The following is a 13,852-nucleotide window of genomic DNA, read 5'->3' on the forward strand; positions in this document are numbered from 1 at the left end:
CCCATGACTGCAGGAGGCATGCGAAATGATTTGCGAGGTTTCCCGCGGGCATATCCTGGCTCAGTACGACGGCCAGTTCTATTTCGCTGAGGCGGAGATGTTTTTCCCTTCGAAAGGGAAGATGGGGTTTTATCTGTACAGGAAGTTTGTGTATCGGCAGGTGGAGGGGGAGCGGGTGCCGATGAGTGAGGAGGAGCGGGATCGCGTGGTGGGGTGGATGGGGGAGGATTTTCGGGGGAGTTTGACGGAGTTTGTTGTGGTGGATGAGTAGGGGAGTGGTCGCGCGCGAGGCGCGCTCCTACAAGGGGCAATGAGGCCGGGGGCCATAGTTCGAAGGCGCAATCAGGCCGGGGGTTCCCATAGTTCGATCGGGTTGCCTTCGGGATCCTGGAGGCGGGCGAAGCGGCCCAGGCCCATGGCGTCCCACTCGGCATTCAGGGTGACTTCGATGCCTGCGTTGCGGAGTTTGTCGCAGAGTGCATCGCGATCGTCCACGCGGAAGTTGAGCATCCACGGGCGGTCGGCAGGGAAGTAGTCTGTGTCGGACTTGAATGGCGAGAAGACGCTTGTTCCTGCCTGCGTGTCCCATTTGCCGTACTTGCCGGCGCCTACGCCGAGGTGTTCGGCATACCACTTGCCCAGCGCTTCCGGGTCTTTCGCCCGGAAGAAGAACCCACCGATTCCCGTGACAGCCATTGCGCGCTCCCCATCGACAAGGTGGAGAGATCAATAGCAGATGGCCGGGTGGGCGGCAACGGCCGCAGCTCGCTCCCGCGCGCTAGCGCTTGATGGTGTTTCCTGCCGTGGCCGCGATCCGGTCGGCTACGTCCATCATGGTGTACCAGCAGCGTTCCAGTGCATCGGTGAACTGACCGCGAGGGATGGCGATGGTCTCTGCGCGGCCGCCTTCTTCGGGATCGAACTCGATAAGCAGGCGGTTGCCGTCGATCCAGGCCTGGTTGCCAGCCAGGAAGTACGGATCGTCATACGGCGACGCGCCGGGTTCGGGAGCTGCCGCGAAGGCCACGCGGGCGTTGGGTGGCGTGGTCTTCAGGATCTTCAGGGCGTGGGCGATCGAGCCGTCTTCAAGCGCTACATCGAAGGCGACCCGGTCGAAGGCCGGGCCCAGGAACAATTCCACGTCGCCCATCAAGGCGACATGTCTTGCGTAGCCGTCCAGCCGGGCGTGCTTGCTGGCGACGACATCGCGCAGTGCGGTGGCGTACCGGTCGGTGATCGCGGGGTTGTCGCGCAGCCAGTGGCTGCTCACGTCCACCACGGCGGTGCGGTAGCGTCCTACCGTGGCTTCGAGGCCCGGATGGCTTACGTCTTTCGGAAGGTCCGGCAGTGCTACGCGCAGGCCACCTGCCATGAGGCCCATCAGGGTGCGTCCGGGAACGATACGCAGCCAGTGGGTGGTCGCCTGCATGGCAAAACCCTCTCCGCGTTCCGCATGCGGCGAGGGATACAGATCGCCGAGGCTCATGCGTGCGTGTCCCACCAGGCTTCGATGGCTTCCACGGCGCCGAGGCAGTCCGTGTAGCGGTTGTACAGCGGGGTGGGCGAAAGACGGATCACGTCGGGCTCGCGCCAGTCGCCGATGACGCCGTGCTTTTCCAGATGGCCGAACAGTGCACGTCCTGCGTCGCGGCCTGCGCGTACGCGGATCGAGAGTTGGGCGCCGCGTTGCTGGGGATCGTTGGGCGTGACGATGTCCAGCGTGTCGTCCAGGCGTTCGCGGATGAGCCAGTCGAGGTAGGCGGTGAGGCGACGGCTCTTCGCCACCAGGGCCGGCATGCCTGCGCGCTGGAATACATCGAGCGAGGCACGCAACGGCGCGAGGGCCATGATCGGCGGATTCGAGAGCTGCCAGCCATCCGCACCGGGCGTCGGCACGAAGGTGGGGCCCATCTGGAAGCGCGTGGTCTTGTCGTGTCCCCACCAGCCGGCGAAGCGGGGCACGTCGGCCTTCGCATGACGCTCGTGTACGAAGGCGCCCGCGACGGCACCCGGGCCTGCGTTGAGGTATTTGTAGGTGCACCACACGGCGAAATCGGGGCCGTCGTCGTGCAGGGCCAGCGGCAGATTGCCCGCCGCGTGCGCAAGGTCGAAGCCCACGAGGCAGCCGACGGCGTGACCGGCCTTAACGATGCGACGGATATCGAACACCTGGCCCGTGCGGTATTGCACGCCCGGCAGCAGCACCAGTGCCACTCGGTGTCCGTGCTCGGCGATGGCGCCTTCGATGGCGGCCATGGACAGCGTGCCGCCGGGGCCGTCGGGCTGTAGTTCGATGAGATCGGTGGCCGGGTCGAAACCGTGGAAGCGCACCTGTGATTCCAGCGCGTAGCGATCGGTGGGGAAGGCGCCGGCTTCCATGAGGATGGCCGGTCGTTCCGGGGTGGGGCGGTAGAAACTCACCATCATCAGGTGCAGGTTTACGCCCAGCGAGTTCATGGCGACCACTTCGTGCGGCTTCGCGCCGACGAGGTTCGCCAGTCCATCGCGCACATACTCGTGGTAGTGCAGCCACGGCGAGCGCCCGCGGAAGTGGGCCTCCACGGCGAGGGTGGACCAGTCTTCCAGTTCCGCCTGCAACGCAGCGGCGACGCCCTTCGGCTGAAGACCCAGCGAATTGCCGCAGAAGTACAGCGTGTCGCGGCCGTCGTGGGGAGGAATATGGAACTGGTCGCGGAAAGCGCGCAACGGATCGGCGGCGTCCTGGGCGTCGGCCCAGGCGCGCGTGGCTTCGAATGAGGTCATGGGGAAGCGCTCAACGGGATCAGGAGGGCATGCTGGCCGCGACATCGGCGCAGCCCTTGTCGAAGGTGGCGCCGAACTTTGCATCGTTGGCGGGGCGGATGCAGCGTAGCTGGATGGCATAGCCGCTGGCGAAGAAGTAGCGCTCGTAATAGGCGAGCTTCACCGTGCCTTCCTTCGCGGAATAGACGTTCTCGGTGGGCATCGCCGGCTTGCCGGCCGCATATTCCTTGAGCGTGGTGGCACGATTGCGCAACTCGCCGGAAAACTGCTGGAAGGCGATCAGGCTGGGCACTTTCTTCAGCGTGACCGAGACGCGTGCCAGCGTGGCGTCGGCGGCACCGGCACCGGGCACCTGGAAGACCTGGCTTTCGGTTTCGCCTTCGGACTGCATGATGGATACCCAGCTATTGGGTACCGCAAAGCGGATATCGCCGCCTGCCATGCTGATGTCGGTGGCAACGGCGGAGGCACTTGCCAGGAGCAGGGCAAGCGCGAGGAAGGGCTGCGGACGGATCACTCGTTGTTCCCCTCGGTCTGGACGCGGCCCGGCCGCGTAACCGCGGCATTTTCGCACAAGCTGCGTGGGCGTCGCGCCCGCCGGGCTGTGCGCCGCGTCACGCCACGGCGGCCACCGGCTGGAAACGTTGCAGGGGCACGCCCAGCCATTCCAGGGCGGTGCCATGAAACAGGCGTGCCCGGGCGGTGTCGTCCAGGCCCAGTGCTTCGATGCCGCTGCCCGGTTCCTGCTCGCCCAGCGGGAATGGGTAGTCGGTGCCGAGCATCACGCGGTCGTTGCCCACGGCCGAGAGCAGGTAGCGTAGGGCCGCATCGTCGTGCACGCAGGAGTCGTAGAAAAAGCGCGAGAGGTATTCGCGCGGGTTGCGGGCGTTGTCCGTGGCCACGAGGTCGGGACGCATGCGGAAGCCGTGTTCGATGCGGCCGATGGAGTAGGGGAAGCTGCCACCGCCATGGGCCAGCATCACCCGCAGCGAAGGCAGGCGCTCCAGCACGCCGCCGAAGATCAGTGCGCAGGCGGCGCGCGATTGCTCCGCGGGCATGCCTACCAGCCACGGCAGCCAGTATTTGGGCATGGTGTCGGTGCCCATCATGTCCCACGGATGCACGAGGACCGCCGCGCCGAGGTCGGCAGCCGCTTCGAAGAAGGGGAACAGCTCGGGGGCGTCGAGGTTCCAGGCATTGCAGTGCGAGCCGATCTGCACGCCTTGCAGACCCAGTTCGTCGATGCAGCGTTCCAGCTCGCGGATGGCCAGATCGGGCGATTGCAGCGGCACCGTGCCGATGCCGGCGTAATGGCGGCGGTGCGTTTCGCACACGGCGGCCATGTCGTCGTTGAGGTGGGTGTGCAGTTCGAGGGCCTGATGGCCTTTGGCCCAGTACGAGAACATCACCGGCACCGTGGACACCACCTGCACGCCGACGCCGAAACGGGCGTAGTCGGCGATGCGATGGGCCGGGTCGAAGGCCGACTCCCACACTTCGCGGAAGAATTTGCCGTCTTTGTAGATGCGGTGATGGCCCTGGGAGTGGGTCATCACCGGAAAGCGGATGTCGCCGTAGCGGGCCGCCAGATCGGGCCAGTCACGGGGCAGGATGTGCGCGTGCGTGTCGATCTTCAGCATGCCCCGAGTGTATGGCCGGACGCGCCGGGATGCCTCTGGCGGTGCAGCAATCCATGCGGAGCGGCTCTTGTAGGAGCGCGCCTTGCGCGCGACCCCTGCCTTGCGCCACGACCGGTCGCGCGCGAGGCGCGCTCCTACAGGGGTGTGACATGGCGTGACAGCGGTCGCGCGCAGGCGCGCTCCTACATGGGGGCGGTGCTGCGGCGGGTTACTACGTGGGCGATGGTGTCCACGTTATCCGTGAGACGGTCGGTGAGGCGGCCCACGGCGTCGGCGAATTCGCGGTCCTTGCTGCGCGACAGCGCGTCCACCAGGGCGCGCTGGTGTTCGCGCAACGCAGGCGGCACCGGGATGCCTTCGATGCGCGTGAGCGCTTCGGCCTGGCGGCGCAGTTCGACGGAGGCCTCATGGATGAACGGGCCCACATGTGTCCATTCCTCCGGTACATCGCCCACGTCGATCAGCGCTTCCAGCGTCATCGCGGTACGCGCCAGACGATTGCCGTTGGCGTATAGCGTCTCTGCCAGCTCCTGCAGGACGCCCGGCGTGCCGGGTTCCGCGCGCATGCGATCCACGGATGCCAATGCATTCGTGCGTGCGGTGCGGGTGGACATGCGCACCTCGTGCCGCCGTCCCGCATCGGCGGGAGCGACCAGTGCATCGAGGTAGTCGGCATAGGCGCAGAGCATGTCCGATAACGCATTGCGTGCACGGTGTCGCTCCCAGGACGGCCACACCACGTAGGCAAGCAGGGCCATGGCGCTGCCCAGCGCCGTATTGAGCACGCGGTCGTGCATGGCGTGGTTGGATTCCACGCCTTCGAAGGCGAGCAGCACCACGACGGTGCCGGTCAGTGCCGCCACGGCGATGCCGTAATGCGCACCGGCCAGATAGCGGAAGATCACGCACAGCGTACCCAGCATCAGGATGTGCGCCCAGGTCTCGTCCGGTGTGAAACGCAGCAGCAGACTGGTGATGACCAGGCCCAGCACGGTGCCGGCCACGCGCAACAGGCCGAAATTGAAGGTGGCGGCGAAGTCCGGGCGCAGCACGATGGCGGCGGTCATGGGCAGCCAGTAACCATGCGGCAGCTCGAAATAGCGCGACGCGGCGAAGGCGAGGGTAAGCACCACGGCGCAACGCACCGCGTGACGGAAGGCCACCGAGCCCGGGGTGATATTCGCGCGCAGGGTCGCCAGGGCGGAGGCACTGCGCAGTGTTTCCGGCAGGGTGGTTTCGGCGCGTTGCGCGCGTTCTTCACCACGGCTGCCGGCCCAGTTGGCGTTACGCACCACGGCGGCGAGCTGGCCCGATAGCGCCTGGATATGCGCGGACAAACCCGTGCCCGAGCTGCCGGCGAGCAGTGCCCGTTCGCTCGCGCGCAACGTGGCCAGGGCACGCTCCGCGCGCTGCGGTGGCTCGGCCGCGTCGAGCGCTTCGGCCACGGCGGTAAGCACGCGGGAGGCATCCTGGCGGAACATCTCGCCCATGCCGTCGCGCCGCGTTTCCAGCTCCGCCATGGCGACCAGTTCGAGACGGATACGCTCGGCCAGCTCGAGCAGCACGCGGAAGGCTTCCATGGCACGGCCGTGTGCGTGGTATCGGCCGAGCAGGGTGACCTGCAAGGTGTTCATGGCGTCGGTGAGGCCGGGGGCTTCACCGTCCTTCTGCGGCTTGCGGGCCAGATCCGAAAGCCCGCGATAGACATCGGCCAGCGCCAGGCGCTCGGGGCGATACCGTTGCAGCGGCCACGCGGCAATGGAAAACAAGGCCAGCAACATGCCGCCGGCGAAAATCAGCCCGCCGCCCGACAGTGCGCCGCGCAGATCCTGCGGTGTGGCCGCCGTGATCACCAGCAGGAGCATGCTGGTCATGCCCACGCGGGCGATATCGGGGCCGAACACCACGAGCATGCCGCCGAGGAAGCCGCAGAGGGCGCAGGCGATGCTCATGGGCAGGATGTAATTGCCGATGAGAAAGCCCACCAGCGAAGCGGCGCCGGCGGTCAGCGCGGCGAGGAACAGGCGGCTGAGGCGTTGCTGGTAGGGACCGGGCTGGTCCGAGAACATGGTGTCCAGCGCACCGGCGGCGATGCCAATGCCGACCTGCGGGTGTCCGCTGTAGAGGCCGATGGCGAGCGGCAGGACGACCGCCGCGGTGTTGCGCAGCGCGACCCGCATGGGGACGTCGGGTCGTTTCGTCCGGATCAGCGCGTCGACGACGCTGGCGCGGAACGAGTAGCCGTTGCTCATGGTGTGCTGGTTTTCATCCGTTGAACGAAAGATTCTGCCCCAGTCTTCCTGACTGGAACGCAAGCGGCAAGGCGGGACGGCGACATCGGGCGATGTCGCCGTCCCGGTGCGATCACGAGGCGCGGCCCGCGAATTCGCCGGTGAGGGTGTTCACCCACACCTTTTCATCGTTGGTGATGTACTCGGGCACCTGGATTTCGATGCCGGTGTTGAGCGTGGCGGGCTTGCTGCGCTTGGTGGCGCTGGCGCCCTTCATTTCCGGCGCGGTGTCCGTCACGGTGAGGATGACCGAGGTGGGCACCTGCAGGCCGACCGGCGCATCGTCGATCACCTGCACGTAATAGCCTTCGACGTCTTCCACGATGTAGCCGGCGTTGTCGCCGACCACGGCCGCGTCCAGCGTGTACTGGGTGTAGTCCTCGTCATCCATGAAGACGAACGCGTCGCCGTCCATGTACGAGAACTTCGCCTGGCGGCGGTCGAGGCTCACTTCCTTCAGTTCGTCGTCGGCACGCAGGCTGAGGTCGAACTTGCGGTTGCCCGGAATCGAGTACAGCGTGAAGCGGAACGTCACGTTGCCGCCGCGCGCGGTGGGCGAGCTGCGCTCGATGTCGCGCACCTGGTACACGGTGCCGTCGTTCTCGACGACGTTGCCCTTCTTTACGTCGGATGCTTTCATGGTGTCTGCACGTAGGTTGGTTGAATCACTTCGGAGCGAGGCGGACGGCGCCGTCGAGGCGGATCGTTTCGCCGTTGAGATAGCGGCTGGTGATGAGGAAGGCGACCGTGTCCGCGAATTCCTCCGGCTTGCCCAGGCGCGAGGGGAAGGGGATGGAGGCGGAGAGTGACTCCTGCACCTGCGGCGGCATGCCATCGACCATGGGCGTCCAGAAGATGCCCGGGGCGATGGTGTTCACGCGGATGCCGAAACGGGCCAGCTCGCGGGCCATGGGCAGGGTCATGCCGACCACGCCGCCCTTGGATGCCGAGTAGGCGGCCTGGCCGATCTGGCCTTCGTAGGCGGCGACGGAGGCGGTATTGACGATGACGCCGCGCTCGCCGTCCTCGCCCTGATCGTTGGACTGCATCAGCTGCGCGGCGGCCTTGGCCACGTTGAAGCTGCCGATGAGGTTGACCATGACGGTGCTGGAGAACGTGGACAGCGGCATGGCGCCTTCCTTGCCCAGCACGCGGCCGGCACCGAGGATGCCGGCGCAGTTCACGACGACGTTGAGGCCACCCATGGCATCGCGCGCGGCGGCGACGTTGGCGGCTACGCCTTCTTCGGAGGTGACGTCGGTGCGCTGGAAGCTGGCATGGGCGCCGAGCGCCGCGGCAGCGGCCTGGCCCTTTTCTTCGTTGACGTCGAAGAGGGTGACCTTCGCGCCGGCGGCAACGAGACGCTGGGCCACGGCGTGGCCGAGACCGGATGCGCCGCCGGTGATGACGGCCCTGACCTGATCGAGCTGCATGGGTACTCCAAGGATGCGTGAGGCAAAGAGGCCCAGTTTAGCCGAGGGCAGGTAGTGGCGGTTGCCGCATCGCGGCAGTGGTGGTGGCTGGCGTTGGGGTTATTTCGGCTGCGCCGGTCGCGCGCGGGGCGCGCTCCTACAGGGCCCCGCGCGCTGATCCGGTGTGTAGGAGCGCGCCTTGCGCGCGACCGGGGACCAACGCCACGCCCGACTAACCCACCACCCCCACAAGCCCACCCCGCGCCGCCAACTCGGCAAACGGCACGACAGGCACGGGCGGCACCACGGGCTCGCTGATAAAGAGGCTCCACACCCCCACATCCCACCACTGCCCCAGCTTGTACCCCGCCTTCGGCCAGACCCCCGCCGGCGCAAACCCCATGGCCTCATGCATGGCCACGCTGGTCTCGCCCGGCAATGTGATCACGCCCACGGCCTGGTTGATTCCCTGGCGCCGCATGGCTTCCAGCAAGGCGTTGTAAAGACGACGCGCAATGCCCCGACGACGAGCTTTTTCGTGGACGTAGATCGACGTCTCGGCAATCCAGTCGTATGCCGCGCGCTCGCGAAAGCGACCGGCATAGGCATAGGCGATCACTTCGCCCTCGTCCTCCCAGACCAGCCACGGATGCGTGGCCAGCCGCGTGCGGATGCGGCCGCGCATGGCCTCTTCGCCGGGCAGTTCGGTCTCGAAGGTGATCGCGCTGGTTTCCACCACGGGCGCATAGATGGCATGACACGCGGCGGCGTCGGCTTCGGTGGCGATACGGATCACAGCTGTTTTTCCATGAAGATGCTGGCGGCATTCGCCCGGTGCTCGCCGAAGGGCGGACAGCGGCGGTAGCCTGCGCGTTCGTAGAGTTCGACGGATTCGGTCTGGGCGGTGCCGGTCTCCAGGCGCACCACGCGCGCGCCCTGGCAGCGCACCTCGTTTTCCAGCGCTTCGAGCATCTGCTTGCCCAGGCCCATGCCGCGGCAGGCCGGCAGCACGTACATGTATTTCAGTTCGACGTAGTCGTCGTAGGCGAGCCCTGCGCCGCAGGCCAGCGGGATGTCGTCGACGCGCGCGGTCATGAAGGTGACGTGCGGGCGTTGCAGGCTGTCGATGGTGACCGACGGCGGTACCGGGTGGCGGTCCAGGTCGGACAGGTAACCGTGCAGCTGTTCGATGAGCGGGACAACGTCAGGCCGACCGGGTTCGTCGATGGCGAACGTCAGTGAGGGCGGCGTGGGCGCCACGATCAGATCGCTGTCGTTGATTCCGCGCAGGTAGAAGCGGTCGCAGCTGAAGTGCCCCGTGCCGCCCATGGGCGCGTCGATGCGGGTGAAACCGTGGCGCTGGTAGAGCGCCTGGGCCGCATCCATGCCAGTGAGCGTTTCGAGGTAGCAGCGCGAGAAGCCCGCGCGGCGCGCGGCATCGAGGCACAGGCGCATGAGTTTCGATGCCGCACCGAGACCGCGGGCTTCCGGCAGGAAGTACATCTTGCGCAGCTCGCAGGTGTCGTCGGCACCGCCTTCCAGTGGCGCGATGCCCGCGCCGCCGATGACCTTGCCGTTTTTCTCGACAACGAAGTAGGCGCTGCGGGGCAGGGCGTAGGAGGCGGACATGCTGTCCACCTCCGGGTCATGGATGGCGAAGCCGGGGCCGTCGGCGCCGAACTCCGGCATGACGCTGCGGATCACCGCGGCGACCTGGACATCGTCGCGCGGTTCGATGGGGCGGAGGATGAGATCGGAGGACATGGCCTGATGCTGCCATGGAGGGGGTGCTGGCGTCACCGCTGTGTTGGTGGCTTGGCGTTATATCCGGTCGCGCGCGAGGCGCGCTCCTACAACCGCCGCCGCCTTATACGCGACGGCCCCTGTAGGAGCGCGCCTCGCGCGCGACCGTCCAGGCGAACACCACGCACCATCCACCGCCCCAATCAGGCGGCCGTACGCGCCCGCGTTACCCGGCTCGCCGTTTCCTTCCCCAACTGCTCCGCCAGCCACGCACCGGTCTGTACCAGCCTGTCGAGGTCCACGCCCGTGGTCATGCCCATGCCGTGCAGCATGTAGACGACATCCTCGCTGGCCACGTTGCCGGTGGCGCCCTTGGCATACGGACAACCGCCGGTACCCGATACGGCGCTATCCACCACGCGTACGCCTTCCTCGAGGCAGGCGAGGATATTGGCCAGGGCCTGCCCATAGGTGTCATGAAAATGCACGGCAAGCGCCGCCATTGGCACCTCGGACGCCACGGCACGCAGCATGGCGCGCGCCCTGGCTGGCGTGCCGACCCCGATGGTGTCGCCGAGCGAAATCTCGTGACAGCCCAGTGCGTGCAGGCGCTTCGCCACGCGGACGACATCGGCGACCGGCACGTCGCCCTGGTAAGGGCAGCCCAGCACGGTGGAAACGTAACCCCGCACCGCCACGCCATCGGCACATGCGCGCTCCAGCACCGGCACGAAGCGCTCGATCGATTCATCGATGGAGGCGTTGATGTTCTTCTGGTTGAACGCTTCGGATGCGGCGGTAAACACGGCCACTTCCGTCGCCCCCACTTCCCGCGCGCGCTCGTACCCCTGCAGATTGGGCACGAGTACGGGATAGACCACGCCCGGCGCCTTGCGGATGGCGGTGAACACTTCGGCGGCATCGGCCAGCTGCGGCACCCACTTCGGGCTGACGAAGCTGGTGGCCTCGATGGTGGCCAGGCCGGTGTCGGAGAGGCGATTGATCAGCTCGATCTTCACCGCTGCCGCCAGCAGGGTCTTTTCGTTCTGGAGGCCGTCGCGCGGACCGACCTCGACAATGCGGACATGGTTGCTCATGAAAACTCCGGTCAGGCCGTCTCGGCGAATCGGACGAGGACGCTGTCGGCATCCACGAAATCGCCCTGGGCGGCGGATATCGACTCGATGGTGCCGGCACGCGGCGCCTTCAAGGCGAGCTCCATCTTCATGGCCTCCATCACCAGCAGCTCCTGGCCTTCTTCCACGGTGTCGCCCGGTGCGGCACGCACCAGCACGATGCGGCCCGGCATGGGTGCGACGAGATGCGCTGCGCCCGCGCCTTCGGCACCGCCCCAGGCGAAGGCGGGGGCGCGCTCGAACTGCCAGCGGCGGCCCTGTTCGTCGTGCAGACGAACCCGGGTTCCTTCGATGCCCAGCGGAATACGGCGCGAGCGCTCGTCGAAGCGGGCGGATAGCACGCCGTTCGCCAGACGGGCGCCTGCCACGGTGCAACTCGTGTCGCCTTCATGGAGCACGTAATGGCCGGCATGCCCATGCGCCTCGATCTCATGGCGGGTATCGCCTTCCATCAGTGCCACGACACGCTTCCCGGCGTGACCGAGGCGCCACGCGTCGGCACTGGCCCAGGGCGAGAACGGATCCGCTGCCTGATGTACCGGCGTGGTTTCGTCCGCCAGCAGCAGGGCCACGGCGGCGGCGAAGCGTTCGGTGTCGCCTGCGGCTGTGCCGGCGACGAGGAATTCGTCGAGGTGGCGGTCGAGATAGCCGGTGTCGATACGGCCTTCGACGACGATGGGGTGTCGCGACAGGCGCTCAAGGAAGGCCACGTTGGATTTCGGACCCACGATGTCGGTTACCGCCAGCGCCTCGCGCAAGCGCTCCAGCGCCTGGGTACGGTCGCGGTCGTACACGATGAGCTTGGCGATCATCGGGTCGTAGAAGATCGTCACGGTGTCGCCTTCTACCACGCCGCCGTCCAGGCGCACATGGCGCGACGGCGACGGCAGTCGCAGGGCCACGAGCTTGCCCGAGCCTGGCAGGAAGTTGGCTTCGGGGTCTTCCGCGTACAGGCGTACTTCGATGGCGTGGCCGCTGGCGCGGATGTCTTCCTGGCGCAGCGGCAGTGGCTGACCCGCTGCGACGCGCAGCTGCCATTCCACGAGGTCGAGGCCGAGAGTTTCCTCGGTGACGGGGTGTTCCACCTGAAGACGCGTGTTCATCTCCATGAAGAAGAACTCGCCATCCTGCCCCACGATGAATTCCACCGTGCCTGCGCCGACATAGTCCACCGCACGTGCGGCGGCCACGGCCGCCTCGCCCATGCGGGCGCGGCGTGCGTCGTCGAGGAAGGGCGACGGGGTTTCCTCCAGCACCTTCTGGTAGCGGCGCTGCGCCGAGCACTCACGCTCGTTGAGGTGGATGACGTTGCCGTGGGTGTCGCCGAATACCTGGAATTCGATGTGCCGCGGATGATCGACGTAGCGTTCGAGGATCACCCGCGTGTCGCCGAAGGCATTGGCTGCCTCGCGCTGGGCAGAAGCAAGGGCCTCGGCGAAGCCAGCCGCCTCGCGCACGATGCGCATGCCCTTGCCGCCGCCGCCCGAGGCGGCCTTGATCATCAGCGGGAAGCCCGTGCGCTCGGCCTCAGCGGCGAGGCGGGCGGGGTCCTGGTCTTCGCCGTGGTAGCCGGGCACCAGCGGCACGGCGTGTTTTTCCATCAGGGCCTTGGCGGCCGCCTTGGAACCCATGGCGTCGATGCTGGCCGGGCGCGGGCCGATGAAGGCGATGCCCGCGGCCTCGCAGGCACGGGCGAAATCGGTGTTCTCCGAGAGGAAACCGTAGCCCGGGTGGATGGCCTGGGCGCCTGTGCGGCGGGCCACTTCGATGATGGCGTCGCCGCGCAGGTAGGACTCTGCCGGTCGCGGGCCACCGATGGGCCACGCTTCGTCGGCCAGCCTCACGTGCTGGGCATCGGCATCGGCGCTGGAGTAGACGGCAACGGTACGGATGCCGAGGCGGCGGCAGGTCCGGATCACGCGGCAGGCAATTTCGCCGCGATTGGCAATCAGAATGCAGTCGAACATGCGGTTCCCGGCGTGGCGAAAAGGGGGAGTGGGAAAAGCGGGAAAACTAGCAGAATCCGGCCTCGCGGCGGGTTGCGGCGCAGCATCGGAGGGCCCGGGGATTTGCAGTGAGGGGGCGCCTCCCCTAGCCTTGGGAGTCCGGAAGGCGGCATACCGCCATCCTTACCTCCCCTTAAAGCGAGAATTTCATGCAGATCGCCGACCGCCACGCCGTCTCCTTCCACTACACGCTGACCGACGACCAGGGCAACGTCATCGACAGCTCGGACGGTCGCGAGCCGCTGGCCTACATCCATGGCGAGGGCCATATCGTCCCGGGTCTGGAGAAGGCCCTTGAAGGCCGCCAGGTCGGCGACCAGTTCAAGGTCGATGTCGCCCCGGAAGAGGGCTACGGCGTGCGTCACGACGAACTCGTGCAGGTGGTGCCGCGCGCGGCGTTCCAGGGCGTGGAAGACCTCCAGCCGGGCATGCAGTTCCAGGGCCGCAACGACCAGGGCAGCATCAACGTGACCATCGCCAAGATCGAAGGCGACAACGTCACCGTCGACGGCAATCACCCGCTCGCCGGCCAGACCCTGCACTTTGCCGTTGAAATCACCAACGTGCGCGAGGCTTCGGAAGAAGAGCTGGCCCATGGCCACGTGCATGGTGAGGGTGGTCACCACCACTGATGCAGGTCTTATAGGAGCCGGCCTTGCCGGCGGCAGGGTCCTCGGGGCTTTGTCGTGGTGGCTGGGCTTCTGCGTGTGTCCGGGCGTTTCTTCGGCTTCGGTCGCGCGCGAGGTGTGCTCCTGCAGGGGCGTGTCGCTTCGAACCGGTCGCGCGCAAGGCGCGCTCCTACACCAATACCATGTAGGAGCGCGCCTTGCGCGCGACCGGTCCGAAGCGATGAATCACTCC

The 13,852-nt window shown here is 66.9% G+C and carries 14 protein-coding genes and 1 pseudogene; 2 read left to right on the forward strand and 13 right to left on the reverse strand.

Going from position 1 to position 13,852, the window contains the following annotated elements; all coding sequences use genetic code 11:
• Nucleotides 1-25 precede the first annotated feature (25 nt).
• Nucleotides 26-271 (forward strand): hypothetical protein, encoded by a 246-nt coding sequence (locus tag HBF25_RS14275; protein WP_166949511.1) that lies wholly within the window; start codon nucleotides 26-28, stop codon nucleotides 269-271.
• Between the two features lie 71 nt (nucleotides 272-342).
• Here HBF25_RS14275 and HBF25_RS14280 read toward each other — a convergent pair whose 3' ends face one another.
• The 13 genes and pseudogenes from HBF25_RS14280 to HBF25_RS14335 all read right to left on the reverse strand — a co-directional run bounded on the left by HBF25_RS14280 (nucleotide 343) and on the right by HBF25_RS14335 (nucleotide 12,952).
• A complete protein-coding gene (locus tag HBF25_RS14280; RefSeq protein ID WP_166949513.1) occupies nucleotides 343-696 on the reverse strand; it encodes a VOC family protein in 354 nt (117 codons plus the stop codon).
• An 82-nt stretch (nucleotides 697-778) separates the two neighbouring features.
• Nucleotides 779-1,486, reverse strand: a complete 708-nt coding sequence (locus HBF25_RS14285; RefSeq protein ID WP_166949515.1) for a hypothetical protein — start codon at nucleotides 1,484-1,486, stop codon at nucleotides 779-781.
• Nucleotides 1,483-2,763, reverse strand: coding sequence for a kynureninase (gene kynU / locus HBF25_RS14290; protein ID WP_166949516.1), 1,281 nt, complete (start codon nucleotides 2,761-2,763; stop codon nucleotides 1,483-1,485). Before kynU ends, HBF25_RS14285 begins: the two co-directional genes overlap by 4 nt.
• A 19-nt stretch (nucleotides 2,764-2,782) precedes the next feature.
• Nucleotides 2,783-3,280 carry a hypothetical protein gene (locus tag HBF25_RS14295; protein WP_166949518.1) on the reverse strand — a complete coding sequence of 166 codons (498 nt, stop codon included), beginning with the start codon at nucleotides 3,278-3,280 and terminating at the stop codon, nucleotides 2,783-2,785.
• Nucleotides 3,281-3,377: 97 nt separating this feature from the next.
• A complete protein-coding gene (locus tag HBF25_RS14300; RefSeq protein WP_166949520.1) occupies nucleotides 3,378-4,403 on the reverse strand; it encodes an amidohydrolase family protein in 1,026 nt (341 codons plus the stop codon).
• Nucleotides 4,404-4,585: 182 nt separating this feature from the next.
• On the reverse strand, nucleotides 4,586-6,655 hold the full coding sequence (locus HBF25_RS14305) for an FUSC family protein (RefSeq protein WP_166949522.1): 2,070 nt from the start codon (nucleotides 6,653-6,655) through the stop codon (nucleotides 4,586-4,588).
• Between the two features lie 112 nt (nucleotides 6,656-6,767).
• Nucleotides 6,768-7,334, reverse strand: coding sequence for an elongation factor P-like protein EfpL (gene efpL, locus HBF25_RS14310; RefSeq protein ID WP_166949524.1), 567 nt, complete (start codon nucleotides 7,332-7,334; stop codon nucleotides 6,768-6,770).
• Nucleotides 7,335-7,359: 25 nt separating this feature from the next.
• Complete coding sequence (locus tag HBF25_RS14315) at nucleotides 7,360-8,127, reverse strand: SDR family oxidoreductase (RefSeq protein WP_166949525.1); 768 nt, start codon at nucleotides 8,125-8,127, stop codon at nucleotides 7,360-7,362.
• 211 nt (nucleotides 8,128-8,338) lie between these two features.
• Nucleotides 8,339-8,902 (reverse strand): GNAT family N-acetyltransferase, encoded by a 564-nt coding sequence (locus tag HBF25_RS14320; protein WP_166949527.1) that lies wholly within the window; start codon nucleotides 8,900-8,902, stop codon nucleotides 8,339-8,341.
• Nucleotides 8,899-9,366 (reverse strand): GNAT family N-acetyltransferase, encoded by a 468-nt coding sequence (locus HBF25_RS22445; RefSeq protein WP_341778088.1) that lies wholly within the window; start codon nucleotides 9,364-9,366, stop codon nucleotides 8,899-8,901. Before HBF25_RS22445 ends, HBF25_RS14320 begins: the two co-directional genes overlap by 4 nt.
• A 24-nt stretch (nucleotides 9,367-9,390) precedes the next feature.
• Nucleotides 9,391-9,870, reverse strand: a pseudogene (locus HBF25_RS22240) (GNAT family N-acetyltransferase); the annotation flags it as partial.
• Nucleotides 9,871-10,052: 182 nt separating this feature from the next.
• Entirely contained in the window at nucleotides 10,053-10,946 is an 894-nt protein-coding gene (locus HBF25_RS14330; protein ID WP_166949529.1) for a hydroxymethylglutaryl-CoA lyase, read from the reverse strand.
• Between the two features lie 11 nt (nucleotides 10,947-10,957).
• Complete coding sequence (locus tag HBF25_RS14335; protein WP_166949531.1) at nucleotides 10,958-12,952, reverse strand: acetyl/propionyl/methylcrotonyl-CoA carboxylase subunit alpha; 1,995 nt, start codon at nucleotides 12,950-12,952, stop codon at nucleotides 10,958-10,960.
• Nucleotides 12,953-13,140: 188 nt separating this feature from the next.
• Here HBF25_RS14335 and HBF25_RS14340 point away from each other — a divergent pair, with 188 nt between their 5' ends.
• Nucleotides 13,141-13,623: an FKBP-type peptidyl-prolyl cis-trans isomerase gene (locus HBF25_RS14340; RefSeq protein WP_166949533.1), complete on the forward strand. Its 483-nt coding sequence runs from the start codon at nucleotides 13,141-13,143 to the stop codon at nucleotides 13,621-13,623.
• The last annotated feature ends 229 nt before the right edge of the window (nucleotides 13,624-13,852 follow it).

It is taken from the genome of Luteibacter anthropi, from assembly GCF_011759365.1.
Taxonomy (GTDB): domain Bacteria; phylum Pseudomonadota; class Gammaproteobacteria; order Xanthomonadales; family Rhodanobacteraceae; genus Luteibacter; species Luteibacter anthropi.